General features: G+C 72.5%; 11 protein-coding genes. 7 read left to right on the top strand and 4 right to left on the bottom strand.

All coding sequences use genetic code 11. The features are described 5' to 3' along the window. Position 1 precedes the first annotated feature (1 nt). Together WME96_RS04665 and WME96_RS04660 are read right to left on the bottom strand one after the other, a co-directional pair. Complete coding sequence (locus WME96_RS04665; RefSeq protein ID WP_437288973.1) at positions 2 to 538, bottom strand: chemotaxis protein CheX; 537 nt, start codon at positions 536 to 538, stop codon at positions 2 to 4. Further along, a complete protein-coding gene (locus WME96_RS04660) occupies positions 535 to 3,498 on the bottom strand; it encodes a nitrate- and nitrite sensing domain-containing protein (protein WP_437288972.1) in 2,964 nt (987 codons plus the stop codon). Before WME96_RS04660 ends, WME96_RS04665 begins: the two co-directional genes overlap by 4 nt. Positions 3,499 to 3,984: 486 nt before the next feature. On the opposite strand from WME96_RS04660, the gene WME96_RS04655 reads away from it, so the two are divergent. Genes WME96_RS04655 through WME96_RS04645 form a run of 3 tightly spaced genes read left to right on the top strand, consistent with a single transcriptional unit; the run spans position 3,985 to position 6,467 of the window. Then, complete coding sequence (locus WME96_RS04655) at positions 3,985 to 5,553, top strand: hypothetical protein (protein WP_437288971.1); 1,569 nt, start codon at positions 3,985 to 3,987, stop codon at positions 5,551 to 5,553. 18 nt (positions 5,554 to 5,571) lie between these two features. Then, entirely contained in the window at positions 5,572 to 6,027 is a 456-nt protein-coding gene (locus WME96_RS04650; RefSeq protein WP_437288970.1) for a hypothetical protein, read from the top strand. Between the two features lie 23 nt (positions 6,028 to 6,050). Next, complete coding sequence (locus WME96_RS04645; RefSeq protein ID WP_437288969.1) at positions 6,051 to 6,467, top strand: hypothetical protein; 417 nt, start codon at positions 6,051 to 6,053, stop codon at positions 6,465 to 6,467. A 248-nt stretch (positions 6,468 to 6,715) separates the two neighbouring features. On the opposite strand, the gene WME96_RS04640 is transcribed toward WME96_RS04645, so the two are convergent. Both WME96_RS04640 and gcvA read right to left on the bottom strand, forming a co-directional pair. Beyond that, positions 6,716 to 7,225 carry a chemotaxis protein CheX gene (locus WME96_RS04640; protein ID WP_437288968.1) on the bottom strand — a complete coding sequence of 170 codons (510 nt, stop codon included), beginning with the start codon at positions 7,223 to 7,225 and terminating at the stop codon, positions 6,716 to 6,718. A gap of 622 nt (positions 7,226 to 7,847) precedes the next feature. Further along, complete coding sequence (gcvA, locus tag WME96_RS04635; protein WP_437288967.1) at positions 7,848 to 8,750, bottom strand: transcriptional regulator GcvA; 903 nt, start codon at positions 8,748 to 8,750, stop codon at positions 7,848 to 7,850. Positions 8,751 to 9,022: 272 nt separating this feature from the next. Between gcvA and WME96_RS04630 the strand changes: the two genes are divergently transcribed. The 4 genes from WME96_RS04630 (at position 9,023) to WME96_RS04615 (ending at position 14,702) form a co-directional block, all read left to right on the top strand. Next, entirely contained in the window at positions 9,023 to 9,793 is a 771-nt protein-coding gene (locus WME96_RS04630; protein WP_437288966.1) for an FMN-dependent NADH-azoreductase, read from the top strand. Further along, positions 9,787 to 11,955, top strand: coding sequence for an alkaline phosphatase D family protein (locus tag WME96_RS04625; RefSeq protein ID WP_437288965.1), 2,169 nt, complete (start codon positions 9,787 to 9,789; stop codon positions 11,953 to 11,955). The genes WME96_RS04630 and WME96_RS04625 overlap by 7 nt, the downstream gene beginning before the upstream one ends. 168 nt (positions 11,956 to 12,123) lie before the next feature. Continuing rightward, positions 12,124 to 13,974 carry a sensor histidine kinase gene (locus WME96_RS04620; RefSeq protein WP_437288964.1) on the top strand — a complete coding sequence of 617 codons (1,851 nt, stop codon included), beginning with the start codon at positions 12,124 to 12,126 and terminating at the stop codon, positions 13,972 to 13,974. Then, the gene (locus WME96_RS04615; protein WP_433933620.1) at positions 13,971 to 14,702 is read left to right on the top strand and encodes a response regulator transcription factor; all 732 of its coding nucleotides are present in this window, start codon (positions 13,971 to 13,973) and stop codon (positions 14,700 to 14,702) included. Before WME96_RS04620 ends, WME96_RS04615 begins: the two co-directional genes overlap by 4 nt. Positions 14,703 to 14,755 lie beyond the last annotated feature (53 nt).

The raw sequence follows: 14,755 nt of genomic DNA, 5'->3' as shown, positions 1-14,755 counted from the left end.
ATCAGAACAGCAGCACTTCGCCTTCGCGCTGCGGGTCGGGCGCGCTCACTTCCTCGAGCTTCAGCGCCGCGTCGGGGGCGAGCGCGTCGAAGAGGACGACGAGCCGGTCGAGCCCTGCGTCGAACAGGAGCCGCCGGAAGCCCTCGCTCTGCTCCTCCCTGGCCCGCAGGTGATCGCCGATCGCGGCGCTCGGCGTCGAGAGCACGACGACGAGCCCGAGCGGGCGCAGGCGGTTCTTCACCCGCCCGAGGAGCTGGTTCGACAGCTCGCTCGCCCAGTCGCACACCATGTCCTCGTCGATCGGGCGCCGCTCTCGCAGCGGGTGGCTGCGCGTGATCAGCGCCACCGGGGCGACGAGCGTCAGGCTCCCGCGGAGATGATCGCCGGTGAAGCCGATGAAGGAGACCACCGCGTTGCCCGGCGTCACCTGCGGCTCCATGTCCTCCAGCAGCCGGAGCTCGACGCCGTTGTCGCGAAACAGGTGGACGCACGACGCCGCAAGCTCGTCATGGATGCGGTGCCAGCTCTCCGGGTTCATTCAGCTCTCCTCGATCTGTCGCTCTGCATTGTCGATGCGCTGACGGCGCCGCGCTCCGGTCGGCTCGCGCTCGGCGCCCCGCCGGCGCCGCTCGGCGAGTGGCTCGCCCCGCCGCCCGGCGGGAGGCTCGGGCTCGATCCGCCGAGCGGCGGGAGGCTCGGGCTCGAGCCGCCGCCCGGCGGGTAGCTCGGGCTCGATGCGCCGCGCGAGGCGCCGGCGAGGAGCCCGCCTCGCCGGCTCGACGGGGGCAGCGAGGCGGACGGCGCGCCCGCGGGCAGGGCGGAGGCCTCGTTCAGCTCCCGGGGGAACCGGAAGCGGAACGTCGTCCCCTCGCCGGGCGCCGTGTCGATCTCGACGCGGCCCGAGAGCCGCCGGCACTCGTGGAGCGCGACGCCGAGGCCGACGCCGCGGCCCGAGACGTCCGTGACCTGCTCGGCGGTGCTGAAGCCGGGAGCGAACAGCGCGGCCTCGAGATCCCGCCGCGTGGCGCTCGGCAGCCCGACGGCGGCCGCCTTCTCGCGCACCCGCTCCCAGTCGATGCCCGCGCCGTCGTCGCCGATCTCGATGACGATCTCGTCCGCCGTCACCCACGAGCGGAGCGTGAGCGCGCCGCTCGGCGGCTTGCCGGCCCGCTCGCGCGCCTCCGGCATCTCGATCCCGTGGTCCATCACGTTGCGCACCACGTGGCACAGCGCCTGCCACATCGCGGCGAAGCGCGCCGCGGGGAGCCGCACGCCCCCGGCGTCGATGCGCACATCCGGCTTCGGCTTGCCGAGCCGCCGCGCCAGCGTCTCGGCCTGATCCTTCATCCGGTTGAACCGCACGTCGGTCCGCTCGTTGCGGAGCGCCCCGATCGCGCGCTCCAGCTCGGCGTGCTCGCGGCGCTGGCGCGCCATCTCGAGCAGGGCCTCGAGCTCCTCGTGGGCCACGTCGACGCGCATGGCCTGCGCCGCCCCGGCGAGCAGGCCGCTCACGCGCGCCACGAACGCGCACCACGCGTCCTTCAGCGCCTCGATCTGCTCGTCCGGCGGCAGCGCGCGCTCCTCGACGATGAAGCTCTCGATCTCGTGCGCCACGCTCGCCACGCTCGTCACGCCCCAGAGCCCGGCGTTGCCCTTGATCGTGTGCACGAGGCGCATCACGTGGTCCACCTCGGCGATCGCCCGCGCGCACACCGCGTCGACGAGCTTGCTCGTGTCGTTCACGAACCCGATGAGGCCGAGCCGGTCCTTCACGGCCCGCTCGAACACCTGGATGTACTCGCGCTGTCGCTCGTACTCCCGCAGGGAGTCCATCGTCGCCGTGACGTCGGAGATCACCATCAGCGCGCCGTTGAACTGGCCCTCTCGAGACAGGATCGGCTTGAAGCCGAGCGTGAGCTGGCGGCCGCCGCGGTGCAGGTGCTTCGGGAGCTGATCGAGGACGACCTCGAGCGGGAGGAAATCGTCGCAGGCGGCCTCCCATCCCATCCTGAGGAAGGCGCGGGCCCGGGGATCGTGGTCGGCGACGCGATCGGCGAAGTGCTCGTCGGGCGACGGCGCGCCGAAGAGGCGCTCGAACACGGCGGAGTACGCGGGATCCATCGTGCCGTCCCGGCGGATGGTCACGAGGGCCTGATCGACGTTGTCGAGCACGAGGCGCATCTCCCCGTTGCGCTTCTCGAGCTCGCGGGTGCGCTCGGCGACGGTGGCCTCGAGGTTCTGCCGGTGGCCCTCGAGGGCCTCGTCGCGCGCCTGGATGCCCGCCAGCATCTCGTTGAAGGCGTCCGTGAGCGCCCCGAACTCGTCGTCGGCGGTCTTCCTGGCGCGCGTCGTGTAGTCGCGCGTCCGCCGGACGTGGGCCGCGGCCTCGCCGAGGACCTCGAGCGATCGGGAGATCCCCCGCACGAGGACGAACGCGAGCGCGACCGACATGAGGAGCACGAACGCCGAGACCGCGACGCCGTTGCGCACCGTCCGGCGCGTGTCCGCGACCTTGGCCGCCGCCGCGCGCCGCATGCCCGTGAGCGCCTCGAGCTCGATGGCGGCGAGCCGGTCGAGGCGCCCTTGCTGCGCGTCGAACCACGCGTCGTGATCGAGGGCCAGCGCCTCGTCCGTCGACGCGACGGCGGCGGCGCGCAGCTCCTGGGCGCGCCGCACGCGCGCGTCCGCGCGGGAAGCGTCGAAGAGCGCCCGCGCCGACTCGGACGCGTTGGCCATGAACACCTCGTGATAGAGCTCTTCCTCCGTCATCAAGGTGACCAGCGTCTTGAAGGCGCCGGGCTCGAACTGCGTGGACGCGAAGGCGTGCGCGAGCAGCGCGTGCTGGCGGCTGGCGCGCTCGGCGAACTCGTGCACGGCGACGAGCGACTGGATGCTGCGCAGGAGCTCGCCGTCGTCGCTGAGCTCGGAGAGCCCGGCGTTGGCCCGGATCAGGCTCACGTTGATGCCGCTGAAGACCTTGAGGACGCTGTCGAGCGGCACGGCCTTCGCGTCGGCCTGGCTCCGGAACGCGCCGAGCTCGCGGACGCGGTTGCGCGCGTCGGCGAGGTCGCGGGCCAGCCGGGGCGGCAGCCGGGAGAGGTCGCGCTCGGCCAGGAACGCGTCGAGGTGGGCGAGGCGCTCGTCGGTCGCCGCCCGCGCGGCGCTGAGCTCGCGGCTCGCGCGCGCGAGCGCCACGTCGCGCTGGAATGGTCGCGAGGCGCCCTGCGCGCCCTCGGCGTCCCTCGCCTCCTGGGGCCGGACCTCCAGCCCCTCCACGAGGGCGGTCCGCGCCCGCTCCTTCTGCAGCGCGTGCAGCGGCTCCGCCATGATCGAGGAGAGCTGCGCGAGGTCCTCGATCGAGCCGATCCCCGCCGCCCTCTCGGCCTGTCGCCGCGCGTCGCCGACGATCATGGCCGCCAGCAGCAGGGCGCCCACGACGGGCACGCCGGCGAGCGACCAGAGCTTCAAGCGGATCGACGCGTTACGTAGTCTCGGCATGCACGCCCGTCCCCCCGGATTGGCTCGCGCGACAGAAAGGCCGCTCACCTCTCGTGTGCTCTCGAAGAAGGGGCTCCCGGCGAACGCCTGAGACCCCGCGCCTGGCGCTCACCTGGAGCATCCGACGGATCGAGCACAGCAAACGATCATCGAGGTGCCGAGGACCGGAGTCGCCGCCGAGCTCTCCCCGCGCACCCTGTGCGTCCTCATGATTCAGGCGCGCTCCTGATGCGACGTTTCACGTGCCCTGGTGACCAGTGCGCCGGATGCGCCGGAGCGAGGCGAAGCGCGTCGAGTTCACAATCTCCATCGTTCCTCTGTATGCTACGCGTGACGGTCGCGAGTCCGCAAGAGCGCGTGCGCCGTCGGCCGCCCGCATACCGAGCTCTGCGGACAGGGGAGAAAGCAATGGTGATGGGTCGGAGATCACAGCGGCGAGCGCGCGCATGGCGCCTCGCGCGCGCGTCGAGCGCTGCCATTGGCGGAGTGCTCGTCACGGCATCTCTCGCGCACGCGCAGGGGCAGGGCGCCGGCGTCGCGCCGGGGGCCGGGGCCGCGCCCGGCGCCGCCGCCGCGCCCGCCGCGCCCGGAGCAGCCGCCGCCCCCGCCGCGCCCGGAGCAGCCCCCGCCGCGCCCGGAGCGGCCGCCGCCGCGCCCGGAGCGGCCGCCGCCCCCGCCGCGCCCGGAGCCGCCGTGCCCGCAGCGCCCGCCGCGACCGGAGCAGACGCCGCAGCGCCGGCGACGACCGGAGAGGCTGCCGTCGACGCGCGGCTCGCCGCGGCGGAGAAGCGGGCGGCGGAGCTCGAAAAGCGCCTCGCGGCGATCGAGGACGCGCAGGCAGCGCCGGAGCAGGATGACGGCAAAGAGCTGCTCCGGCTTTACGGGTTCATCGACGCTGGCGTCCAGCGCCTGTGGGTCCCGGAGAGCTCGGTGCTCGCGGCCGCGTCCCCGCAGGCGAACGCCACGAACTTCGTCGTGGGGAACCTGAACCTCTACCTCGACGCGCAGCCGAGCGATCATTTTCGCTTTCTCGGGGAGCTGCGGTTCACGACCGCGCCGGGCGGCGCCCCGGTGCCGGTCCCGCCGACGACGCCGCTGCCGCCCGGGGTGGTCGGCCGGGTGACCACGCAGGAGTACGGGACCTACGACTCGACCGCGATCGCGCTCGGCTCGCCGCTCACCTATGGCGGTCTGGTGTCGATCGAGCGCGCCCACATCGACTGGACGCGCTTCAACCTCTTCAAGGTGCGCGTCGGGCAGTTCTTCACCCCGATCGGCATCTACAACGTCGACCACGGGAGCCCGGTGCTCATCACCGCCGCCATTCCCTACTTCATCACATCGCGCCTGTTTCCCACGCGGCAGACCGGCGTCATGCTCTACGGCAGCACGTTCACGGGCCCGTGGGAGCTCGGGTACAACGCCTACGTGAGCAACGGGCGCAACGAGAACGCGCCGTTCGCCTTCGACGACACCCGCGGGTTCGGCGGCCGCCTGCACGCCAGCTACGAGGACCCGGGCAAGCTCGCGTTGAAGCTCGGGGCGTCGTTCATCGCGAGCAGCGCCCGCGACTGGGTCGCCGACTACAAGGTCGGAGAGCTCACTCCGACCATCGGTTCGACGTGGTCGTTCCGGGAGTACATCGGGGCAGGCGACGTCTCGCTCGACTTCGGGTCGACGCGCCTGCGCGCGGAGGCGGCGGTCGTCCGCGTGATCTTCGACGAAGGGAAGCGCCAGGGAGGTGGCGGGTTCTTCGCGCCGGACGCCTGGAAGACCTCCACGTACGCGGTGGCGGCGCACCGGTTCGATTTCCTGAACATGGAGCCGTTCGTCATCGGCGCCGCCCTTCACGCGCCGTTCTTCGGGCACGACACGATGTTCCAGGTCGGCGGCGGTCTGAACTTCTACATCACCCCGGACGTCACACTCAGGACCCAGGTGCTGCGCACGATCATGACCGTCCTTCGAGATGAGGAGAGCGCGGTGCCGGGCATTCCCCCGGTGGAGGATTTCCATACCACGGCCGCGCTCGCCCGCCTGATCCTGGCCTTCTGAGAGAGGTTCGACGCAACCATGAAGCGTTTATCCCTTCTGCTCCTCCTGGCCCTGCTCGGCATGACCCCGTCCGCCTCGTCCTTCGCCGTGGAGGAGGAGATCGTCGTCGTCGTCCACCAGGCCAGCCCCGTCCGGGCGGCCGGGCGCGATACGCTCCGTCCGATCTTCCAGACGACGCGGACCGAGTGGTACGGCAAGTCGGCGGTGCCGGTGAACCTCCCCGATGACTCCTCGCTCCGGCAGCGCTTCGACAAGGCGGTGCTGGGCCTCGATCCCGAGGGCGTCGCCCGTTACTGGATCGACCGGAAGATCCGCGGCGGCGAGCGGCCACCGCGCAAGGCGTCGAGTCCGAGCGCCGTCCTCCGCATCGTGGGCGAGGAGGTGGGCGGTATCGGGTACGTCGCCGCCGGCGACGTCAACCCCTCCGTCAAGGTGATCGCGCGCATCCGCGACGGCCAGGTCGTGCCGCCGTGAGCCCGCGCAGAGAGGAACGAACGATGGACATCCGCCCGTCTCGCGTCATGCCGCCCACCCGTTGCGGGGCCCTTGTCGTCGCGCTCGGCGCCGTCTGCGCGGCGATGCTCATGGGATGCTGGGAGTCGGACCCCTGTGATCCGGGCCAGCTCGTCTTCATGAACGCGTGCATGGCTCCTTTGCCGCCGACCGGCACCACCGGCACCGGCACCACCGGCACCGGCGACGCCACCGGCACCACTGGCACCGGCGACGCCACCGGCACCACCGGCACCGGTGACGCCACCGGCACCGGCGGCGCGGACGGCACCGGCGGCAGCGGTGGCGCAGGCGGCAGCGGTGGCGCGGGAGCCGCCGGCGGCAACGGCGGCGCTGCTGGCGGCGGAACCGGCGGCGGTGGCGGCGCCGGCGGCGGCAGCGCAGGTGGCGGCGGCGTCTAGTTCCGCCGGCCAGGGATCCGGGGAGAGATTTCAACGCAAAGGCGCAAAGGCGCAAAGGCGCAAAGGCGCAAAGGCGCAAAAAGACAATTACAATGCCTTTTTGCGCCTTTGCGTTCTTGGCGCCTTTGCGTCGAAATCTCTGTCCTCTCTCGAGGCAGATCCCTGGCAGGATCTCTGCCCCGCGGAACCAGGCTCCGTATCCGAGCACCGAAGACGCCGAGGTGGGCCCGTGTCCGAAGCGGGCGCCCTCAGAAGAGGATGACCTTGCCGTCGAGGGGGAGCGGCGACGCGTTCGAGAAGATCAGGGAGCCGTCGTCGAAGTCGCCGCCCAGCGTGACGAACACCTCGCCCTTCAATGTCCTGAAAGAATAGCAGAACAGCTGCTTGCAGCTCCGGTGCCGGCGCTCCACGTCGCTCGGGTGGCGCAGCTGCGGCAGCTCGGTCTGCAGCGAGATCTGGAACCGCGCGAGGCGGCTCTTCACCTTGCCCATGAGCTGATTGGCGACCTCCCGCATCCAGTCGCTGAAGCCCTCGGGCATCGGCGGCAGCCCCTTCATGGCCCGGAACACGCCAGGGTTCGCGGACAGGGCGAGCACGCCACAGAAGCCGGGAGCAAAGAAATCGATCGTGCTCGCCGGGTCGATGTGGAGGCGCGCCTCTTCACGACAATCGCCGGTGTCCGCCGGCGCAATGGCCACACCGTAGAAATGAAAGAGCTCCACGGTCGCGCCTTGAACGAGCACGTCGATCGTGCGCACTCTGCGCGACGGGGGTGGTCGTGACGTAGGCGAAGGTTCGCTGGGCGGGGCGGGACGCGAAGGCGCGGGCGGCGGCACGCTCCGCCGCGACGGCTCGCTGGGCGGGGCCGGACGCGAGGGCGCGGGCGACGGAATGTTCCACGGCGAGGGCTCGCTCGACGGACGCGAGGGCACGGGCGACGGCACGTTCCGCTGCGAGGGGCTCACATCGCGGCGCTCGGTGCTCGGGGGCGCAGTACCGCTGTGTCCCGGCCGCGTGTCGGCCTGACGTTCCCCGGTGGTACCACGCCGACGCACCATGATAAACGCACAGTGTACCCTACCTGTGCCCCCTCCGGCAATGCCGTTCGCGGATGAAACTCGAATACACACGTCCGCCGACACGTGCCCCTGAGAGAGTCCTCCGCCACGCGCAATGCGTCTCACACGCCGCACGCGTCTCACGCATACCAGGCGCCCGACGCGTGATTGCCGCGGCGCGTTGCCTCCCCTGCGCCGCATCCGCTCACACGTTAGTTTTCCGTATCTACAAACACCGCATCACAGCGCCGGCCGGAGAGCCCGCCGTCGAGGTCGAGCTGGCCAGATGAGCGCCGGTGTCCATCGGGCAGGCGCGCGCGGCTCATCGCTGCTTCCGGGATCGTCCTCCGCTCATCGCCGCGGAGAGCCACCCGCGGAGCGCCGCGATCTCCTCGCGGGCCGCTGCGCCCTCGAGGTGCACCAGGTGATAGCGATCGCCGTCGAGCACCGGACCGAACGGCTGCACGAGGGCGCCGCTCTTCAGGTCGTCGGCGACGAGGAACAGGCTGAGCAGCGCGACGCCCTGCCCCGCGATCGCGGCCTGGATGGCGTGGCCCTCGTCCGAGAACGTGACGCCGCCCTCCGCGCGGACGCCGGAGAGGCCGGAGCGCTCGATCCACAGGCGCCATGTCGGCGTGTCGCGGCCCTCGCGCCGCCATTCGAAGTGGAGCAGCGGCTTGCCGCGCAGGTCCTCGGGGCGGCGCACGCCGAGCCCGGGGCTGCAGACGGGCGCGAAGCGATCGGCGACGAGCGCCTCGGCGGCGAGCCCGGGGTACGGACCTCGCCCGTACCGGATCGCCGCGTCAACCTCGGCCGCGCGCAGATCGACCGGCTCGTCCGACGCATGGAGGCGCAGGTCGAACCCGGGGCACGCCTCCCGGAAGGCGGCGACCCGGGGCACCAGCCACCTGGCGGTGAACGCCGCCGTGGCCGACAGGGTGATCGCGCGGCGCGCGCGGCGGGCGGCGAGCTCGTCCAGCGCCTTCGCGAACGCGTCGAACCCGTCGCGGAGCACCGGATACAGGAGCTGCCCCTCGCGCGTCGCCAGGACCTGCCGCGCGCGGCGCTCGAACAGCCGGACGCCGATCGTCTCCTCGAGCAGCCGGACCTGGTGGCTGATCGCGGTCGGCGTCACCCCGAGCTCCTTCGCGGCCCGCTTGAAGCTGAGGTGACGCGCGGCGGCCTCGAAGGCGCGGAGCGCCGTGAGCGGGGGGAGCCTTCGCATGGGGGAGCCATAGCTGATCCAGGTTCATCTATCTGCTGAGAAATACGCGTTTGCCATCGGGCGAGACGCGACCCATCCTCGACGAGGAACGCAGCATCAACGGCCCGAATGCGCGGCCACCGCGATCGTCGCGGCGCCCCCGACAGGTGATCCTGTCTCATCGGATATCGGCCGCGGGCGGCGCCGCGCGCGCCGGGGGAGCGGCGCGAGCGCCCGCCGGGGCGCCCTCGCGGCTCGGGCTCGTGGAGGCGCGTCCCACCACGGAGGAGATCATGTCCACGATCCTGCACATCGACTCGAGCGCTCGTCCGGGCAGCTCGGACACGAGCCGCCACGGCTCTCACACCCGCCGCCTCACGGCCCGCTTCGTCGCGCGCTGGCGCGCAGCGCGCCCGGAGGACGAGATCCGCTACCGGGATGTCGGGCAGCGCCCGCCCTCACCGGTGACGAGCCGCTGGATCCAGGCCGCGTTCACCAAGCCCCACCTGCGCGAGCCCTGGATGAGCGAGGTGCTCTCGGAGAGCGACGCGCTCGTCGACGAGCTCATCGGCGCGGACATCGTCGTGGCCGGCGTGCCGATGTACAACTTCAACGTGCCCGCGCAGTTCAAGGCGTATATCGACAACATCGTCCGCGTGGGGCGCACGTTCGGCTTCGACCGCTCGCGACCGGGTGATCCCTACTGGCCGCTGCTCACCGAGCACGGCAAGAAGCTCGTCATCCTGACGTCGCGCGGCGATCACGGATATGACAGGGGCGGGCGGATCGAGGCCATGAACCACGTCGAGCCGAGCGTCCGGACGGCGTTCGGTTACATCGGGATCACCGACGTGGAGTCCGTGGCGATCGAGTACGACGAGTTCGGCGACGAGCGGCTCAGCGCGTCGATCGCCAGGGCGGAGCGCGAGGTGGATGCGCTCGTCGACCGCCTGCTGGCGGCGCGCCCCCCGGCGACACGCCGCGCGGTGAGGGCTGGCACGGCGGGGGCCACGAGCCCGTTGACACCGGCGAAAGTTCCAGGATTCCCTGGTCCTCGATGCTGAAGCGCAGAGATTTCCTTCGAGCCACCCTCGTCACCGCCGGCGCGCTCGCCGTCCCGGCCTGCGGCGGCGATCCCGAGATCATCGACCCGGTCCTCGACGACCGCAATCTGACCGACGGCGCCGAGCTCTTCCCCCAGTCGATCGCGTCCGGCGATCCTCGCCCCGACAGCGTCATCCTGTGGGCCCGCGTGCAGGACGGCGAGGAGGATCGCGACCTCGAGGTCGAGGTCGCGACCGACGCGGAGTTCACGAGGCGGGTGGCGCTCGACGCCGGCCAGTCGAAGGTGAAGGCGCTCGCGAGGCACGATCACTGCGTCAAGGTGAAGGTCCGCGGCCTCGCGGCGGGCACGGTCTACTACTACCGCTTCATCTACGTGAAGGGGGACAAGAACTACGTATCTCGCGTGGGACGCACCAGGACCGCGCCGGCCGAGGACGCCGACGTCAACGTGCGCTTCGCCTACGTGTCCTGCCAGGATTACATCGGACGCCACTACAATACCTACCTCGCGCTCGCCGAGGAGGAGCTCGACTTCTTCGTCCACCTCGGCGACTACATCTACGAGACCACCGGCGACCCCAGCTTCCAGAACACCGCCGGGCGCGGCGTCGAGCTCACCGACGTGGACGGCGCCATCCCGCTCGCGGACGGCGCCTTCCACGCGGCGAGGTCGCTCAGCAACTACCGGGAGCTCTACAGGGCGTACCGCTCCGACGCGAACCTCCAGAAGGTGCACGAGAGCTTTCCGATGATCGCCACCTGGGACGATCACGAGTTCTCGAACGACGCCTACGGCGCGACGGCCACGTACTCCGACGGCCGCATCGACGAGACCGACGTCGATCGGCGCAAGGCCGCCAACCAGGCCTGGTTCGAGTACCAGCCCGTCGACTACGGCGAGGACTTCGAGTACGACCCCGGCGCGGAATTCCCGGGCGATATCCGCATCTACCGCGACTTCGTGTTCGGCCGGCACGTCCACCTGGTCATGACGGATCTGCGCAGCTACCGGCCGGATCACCTCATCCCCGAGGGCGCCTTTCCCGGCAAGGTGGTGCTCGACCAGGAAAGGCTCCTGGGCGAGCTCGGGGACGTCCCCGAGCTCGCCCAGCCCTACGTGGACATCGAGGCTTACGGCGACGGCATCTATGCGTCGGCCCTCACCGGGGCCGCCCAGGCCGCCGGCTACGACGCCGCCGAGGTGACGGGGAACATCAGCGTCGCCTTCGTCAACCAGGTCGTCGCCGGCGTGAACGAGGGCCTGCCGGAGGACATGCAGATCCCGCTCATCGGCGCCGAGGAGCAGGCGTTCCTCGACCGGGGCATCGCGTACCTGGATCTCGGCAAGACCGGCATGCACAGCTCGATCGGCTCCCGTTACTTCGCCGTCAAGGACACCGTCGATATCTACAGTGCCATTCGCTACAAGGAGACGCAGGGCGCGAGCGAGGATGTCATGGGCGCCGAGCAGGAGTCCTGGTTCCTCGAGACCATGGAAGGCTCGAAGGCGACCTGGAAGGTCTGGGGCAACGAGTACTGCCTCCTCCCGCTCGCCATCGATCTCTCCGCGAACAGCGTCCCCGAGCAGTTCAAGCGGCGCTTCTACATGAACCTCGACGCCTGGGACGGCTTCCGCAACAAGCGGAACGAGCTCCTGGAGCGGCTCGTCGACGTCGGGAACGTCGTGGCGATCACCGGCGATATCCACGCCTTCTACGCGGGGACGGCCGGGCTCGACGGCGATCCAGCGAAGAGGATCGTCGAGTTCGTGGGCGGCGCTGTCTCGTCGGCGCCCTTCCGCGAGATGCTGCAGGGCCAGGTGGCGGGCGATCCGGTGCTCAGCGCGGTCCCGGGGGCCGCGCTGCTCGCCGCCGGCATCGACAACCTGCTCACGTCGACCACGACGAAGGTCAACCCGCACCTCGCCCACGCCAACAGCTACGCCCACGGCTACGTGGTGGTCGAGGCGAACGGCGACGAGCTCGTCGTCGACATGCGGAGCATCGCCCCCGCCGCGGTGAAGACCGACTACACGGCGAGGCGCGGCGACCTGGAGGTGCAGAGCAAGCGGTTCCGCACCCTGGCCGGGGAGAGCGACATCTACCGGGACGACGACGGCACCTGGAGGCGCTGGGACGCCTCCAGGATGAAGTGGATCTGATCCGGCGAGGCCGCGGGCTCGGTCACCCGTTGCGGCTTCGCTCGCGCACCCGACGCCACCATGTTCTTCCACCGGGACCGCGCTCACGCCCGCAAACCCACCTGAGCGCGCCTCCGGAGCTCGCCGGCTCGTGACATTCCGGTGACCTTCCCGTGCGACCCTGGGGCCGTGCTCTCCCCCCGGGCCAGCCGGCTGCGCGACTGGGCGCTCTTCGCCGCCGCCGCGAGCGTCCCCGCGATCTGCGTCGGCGTCCTCGGCCTCCGCGCCGTCTCCAACGAGGCCGACGGGGCCCGCCGCGAGGTGGCGCTCGGCCTGGCCGCCGCCTCCGACCGTCTCTCGCGCGCGATCGACCAGGAGACCGACCGCGCCGCCGCCGCCCTCGCCGCCCTGCCGATCGACGCCGGCCCCATCGAGACCGCCGCGGCGGCGCTCGCGGGGATCGCGCCGCCGTTCGCCGCGCCGGTGCTGCTCGCGCCGGATGGCTCCGTGCTGCTGCCGCCCCAGGCCGCGCCGCCGCCCGCGCCCGAGCCCGCGGGGTGCGCCGCGCTCGCCCGCGCCGCGGCCGCGCCGGACGCCCAGGCCCGCGCCGGCGCGCGGCGCGACTTCCTCGCGCGCTGCGCCGAGGCCAGGTCGCCCGCGGGGCGGTGGCTCTGGCCCGTCCTCGCGCTCGACGCCGCGGCCGACGGCGCCGTCGACCCGGGCGCCGTCGCCGCGTGGCTCGAGGCGCACGCGGCGGGGCTCTCCGAGGCGGAGCGGAAGGCCACCGCGATCGAGGTGGACGCCGCGCTCTCGGGCGAGCCGCGCGGGCGGGCGCGCGCGGCCCTCGCGGCCCCGCGCCCCGAGCGGGACGCGCTCGTGGCCGAGCTCCGGCGCGGAGGCCTCGACGCCGCGCTGCGCGCGCGCCCCGACGCGCGTGGGCTCGCCTCGTTCCGCGCGGGCGCCGCCGCGGGCACGCTGCGGGCGCTCCCGGACGGGCGCTCCGCCGGCTTCGTGATCCACGCCGGCTCGCTCGCCGGCTGGCTCCGCGGCGACGCGCGCCCGCTCTCGCCCGACGTCCGCGCCGACGTCGTCGCCGGCGCGGACGTCGCCGGGCGAGCGCCGGCCGGGCCCGAGCTCGGCGGCGCGCCGGCGGCCCTCCTGCCGATCGCGCCCGGGCTCGCCGTGCGGCTCTCCCCCGCGGATCCGGCGGCCGTGGAGCGGCACGCCGCGCGCGGCAGGCGGCTGCTCGTCGGCGTCGGCGCCGCCGCCACGGCCCTCGCCCTCGGGCTGGCGGCGCTCCTGTTCGCGCGCATGCGCGCCGCGCGGCGCTCCAGCGAGCTGCGCACCGACTTCGTCGCCGCCGTCTCCCACGAGCTCCGGACGCCGATCGCGTCGGTGCGCATGCTCGCGGAGCTGCTCGAGGAGGGGCGGCTCGCGCCCGACGAGCACCGCGAGGTGTTCGACGCGCTCGGGCGCGAGGCGCGGCGGCTCGGCGACACCGTGGAGCGGCTGCTCGGCTTCAGCCGGATGATGGCCGGACGCGCGGCCGCCGAGCGCGCCCCGGCCCGCGTCGCCGAGGCGGTCGCGGCCTCGATCGACACGTTCGAGGAGCGGAACCCGGAGATGCCCCGGGTCGCGCGCGATCTCGACCCGACCGCCGAGGCGAGCATCGACGCCGGCCAGATCCAGCTCGCGGTCGACAACCTCCTCGCCAACGCCCTGAAGTACGCGCCGCTCGCCGCCCCCTACCGCGTGCGCGTCGCGCGCGAGCGGGGCGGCGTCGCGATCGCCGTCGAGGACCGCGGCCCGGGCGTCGCCCGGCGCGACCAGCGCCGCATCTTCGAGCCGTTCGAGCGCGCCGACGACCGGCTTAGCCGCGCCGTCTCCGGCAGCGGCATCGGCCTGTCGCTGGTCCGGCACGTCGCCCGCGCGCACGGCGGCACGGCCCGCGTCGACAGCGAGCCGGGCCGCGGCGCCGCGTTCACCCTGTGGATCCCGGGACCGCCCGGCCCCGAAGGACCGAAGGAGCAGACGCCATGACCCAGAAGACGCCCGAAGGCAGGCTGGAGACCGTCCTCGTCGTCGAGGACGACCCGACGCTGCGCCTCGGCCTCCAGAAGACGCTGCGATCCGCGGGCTTCCGCGTCGAGGTGGCGAAGACCGGCCCCGAGGGGCTCTCGATGGCGCTCGCCGCGCGGCCCGATCTCGTGCTGCTCGACGTGATGCTGCCCGGCATGAACGGCTTCGAGATCTGCGAGGAGCTCCGGCGGCGCGACGCCGACCTGCCCATCCTGATGGTCACCGCCAAGGGCGAGGAGCAGGACAGGGTGCGAGGGCTCCGGCTCGGCGCGGACGACTACATCGTGAAGCCGTTCGGCGTCTCCGAGCTCCTCGCCCGCGTGGACGCGGCGCTGCGGCGGCGGCGGCTCGGCGACGCCGAGCGCGCCGTCGTGCGCTTCGCGGAGGTGGTCGTCGACTTCCGCGCCCACCGCGTGGAGCGGCGCGGGGCGCCCGTCGAGCTCACGGCGCTCGAGATGAAGCTCCTGCGCTTCTTCGTCGAGCGCGAGGGCGCGCTCCTGCCGCGCCAGCGCATCCTCGACGCGGTCTGGGGCGCGGACTACTTCGGCACCGATCGGACGGTCGACAACTTCATCAACCGCCTGCGCGCGAAGCTCGAGCCCGACCCGAGATCACCGCGGCACCTCGTGACCGTGCGCGGCGCCGGATACCGGTTCACCCGCGCTCCGGCGCCGGAGACAGAACGGTGACCTGGCGAAGACGGAGCCAACAAGGCCAGCGCGCAGACTGCCCCTCACGCGCC

It is taken from the genome of Sorangium sp. So ce406 (assembly GCF_051474675.1).
Lineage (GTDB): Bacteria > Myxococcota_A > Polyangia > Polyangiales > Polyangiaceae > Sorangium > Sorangium cellulosum_G.
Note: the sequence above shows the minus strand (reverse complement) of the source record. Positions and strands in the feature narration are given on the sequence as shown.

What these genes read in the sequence shown, in the direction of transcription:
- WME96_RS04625 (WP_437288965.1), top strand. Translation starts at nt 9,787, where the DNA reads ATGCTGAAGCGCAGAGATTTCCTTCGAGCCACCCTCGTCACCGCCGGC.
- WME96_RS04665 (WP_437288973.1), bottom strand. Translation starts at nt 538, where the DNA reads ATGAACCCGGAGAGCTGGCACCGCATCCATGACGAGCTTGCGGCGTCG.
- WME96_RS04615 (WP_433933620.1), top strand. Translation starts at nt 13,971, where the DNA reads ATGACCCAGAAGACGCCCGAAGGCAGGCTGGAGACCGTCCTCGTCGTC.
- WME96_RS04650 (WP_437288970.1), top strand. Translation starts at nt 5,572, where the DNA reads ATGAAGCGTTTATCCCTTCTGCTCCTCCTGGCCCTGCTCGGCATGACC.
- gcvA (WP_437288967.1), bottom strand. Translation starts at nt 8,750, where the DNA reads ATGCGAAGGCTCCCCCCGCTCACGGCGCTCCGCGCCTTCGAGGCCGCC.
- WME96_RS04660 (WP_437288972.1), bottom strand. Translation starts at nt 3,498, where the DNA reads ATGCCGAGACTACGTAACGCGTCGATCCGCTTGAAGCTCTGGTCGCTC.
- WME96_RS04630 (WP_437288966.1), top strand. Translation starts at nt 9,023, where the DNA reads ATGTCCACGATCCTGCACATCGACTCGAGCGCTCGTCCGGGCAGCTCG.
- WME96_RS04645 (WP_437288969.1), top strand. Translation starts at nt 6,051, where the DNA reads ATGGACATCCGCCCGTCTCGCGTCATGCCGCCCACCCGTTGCGGGGCC.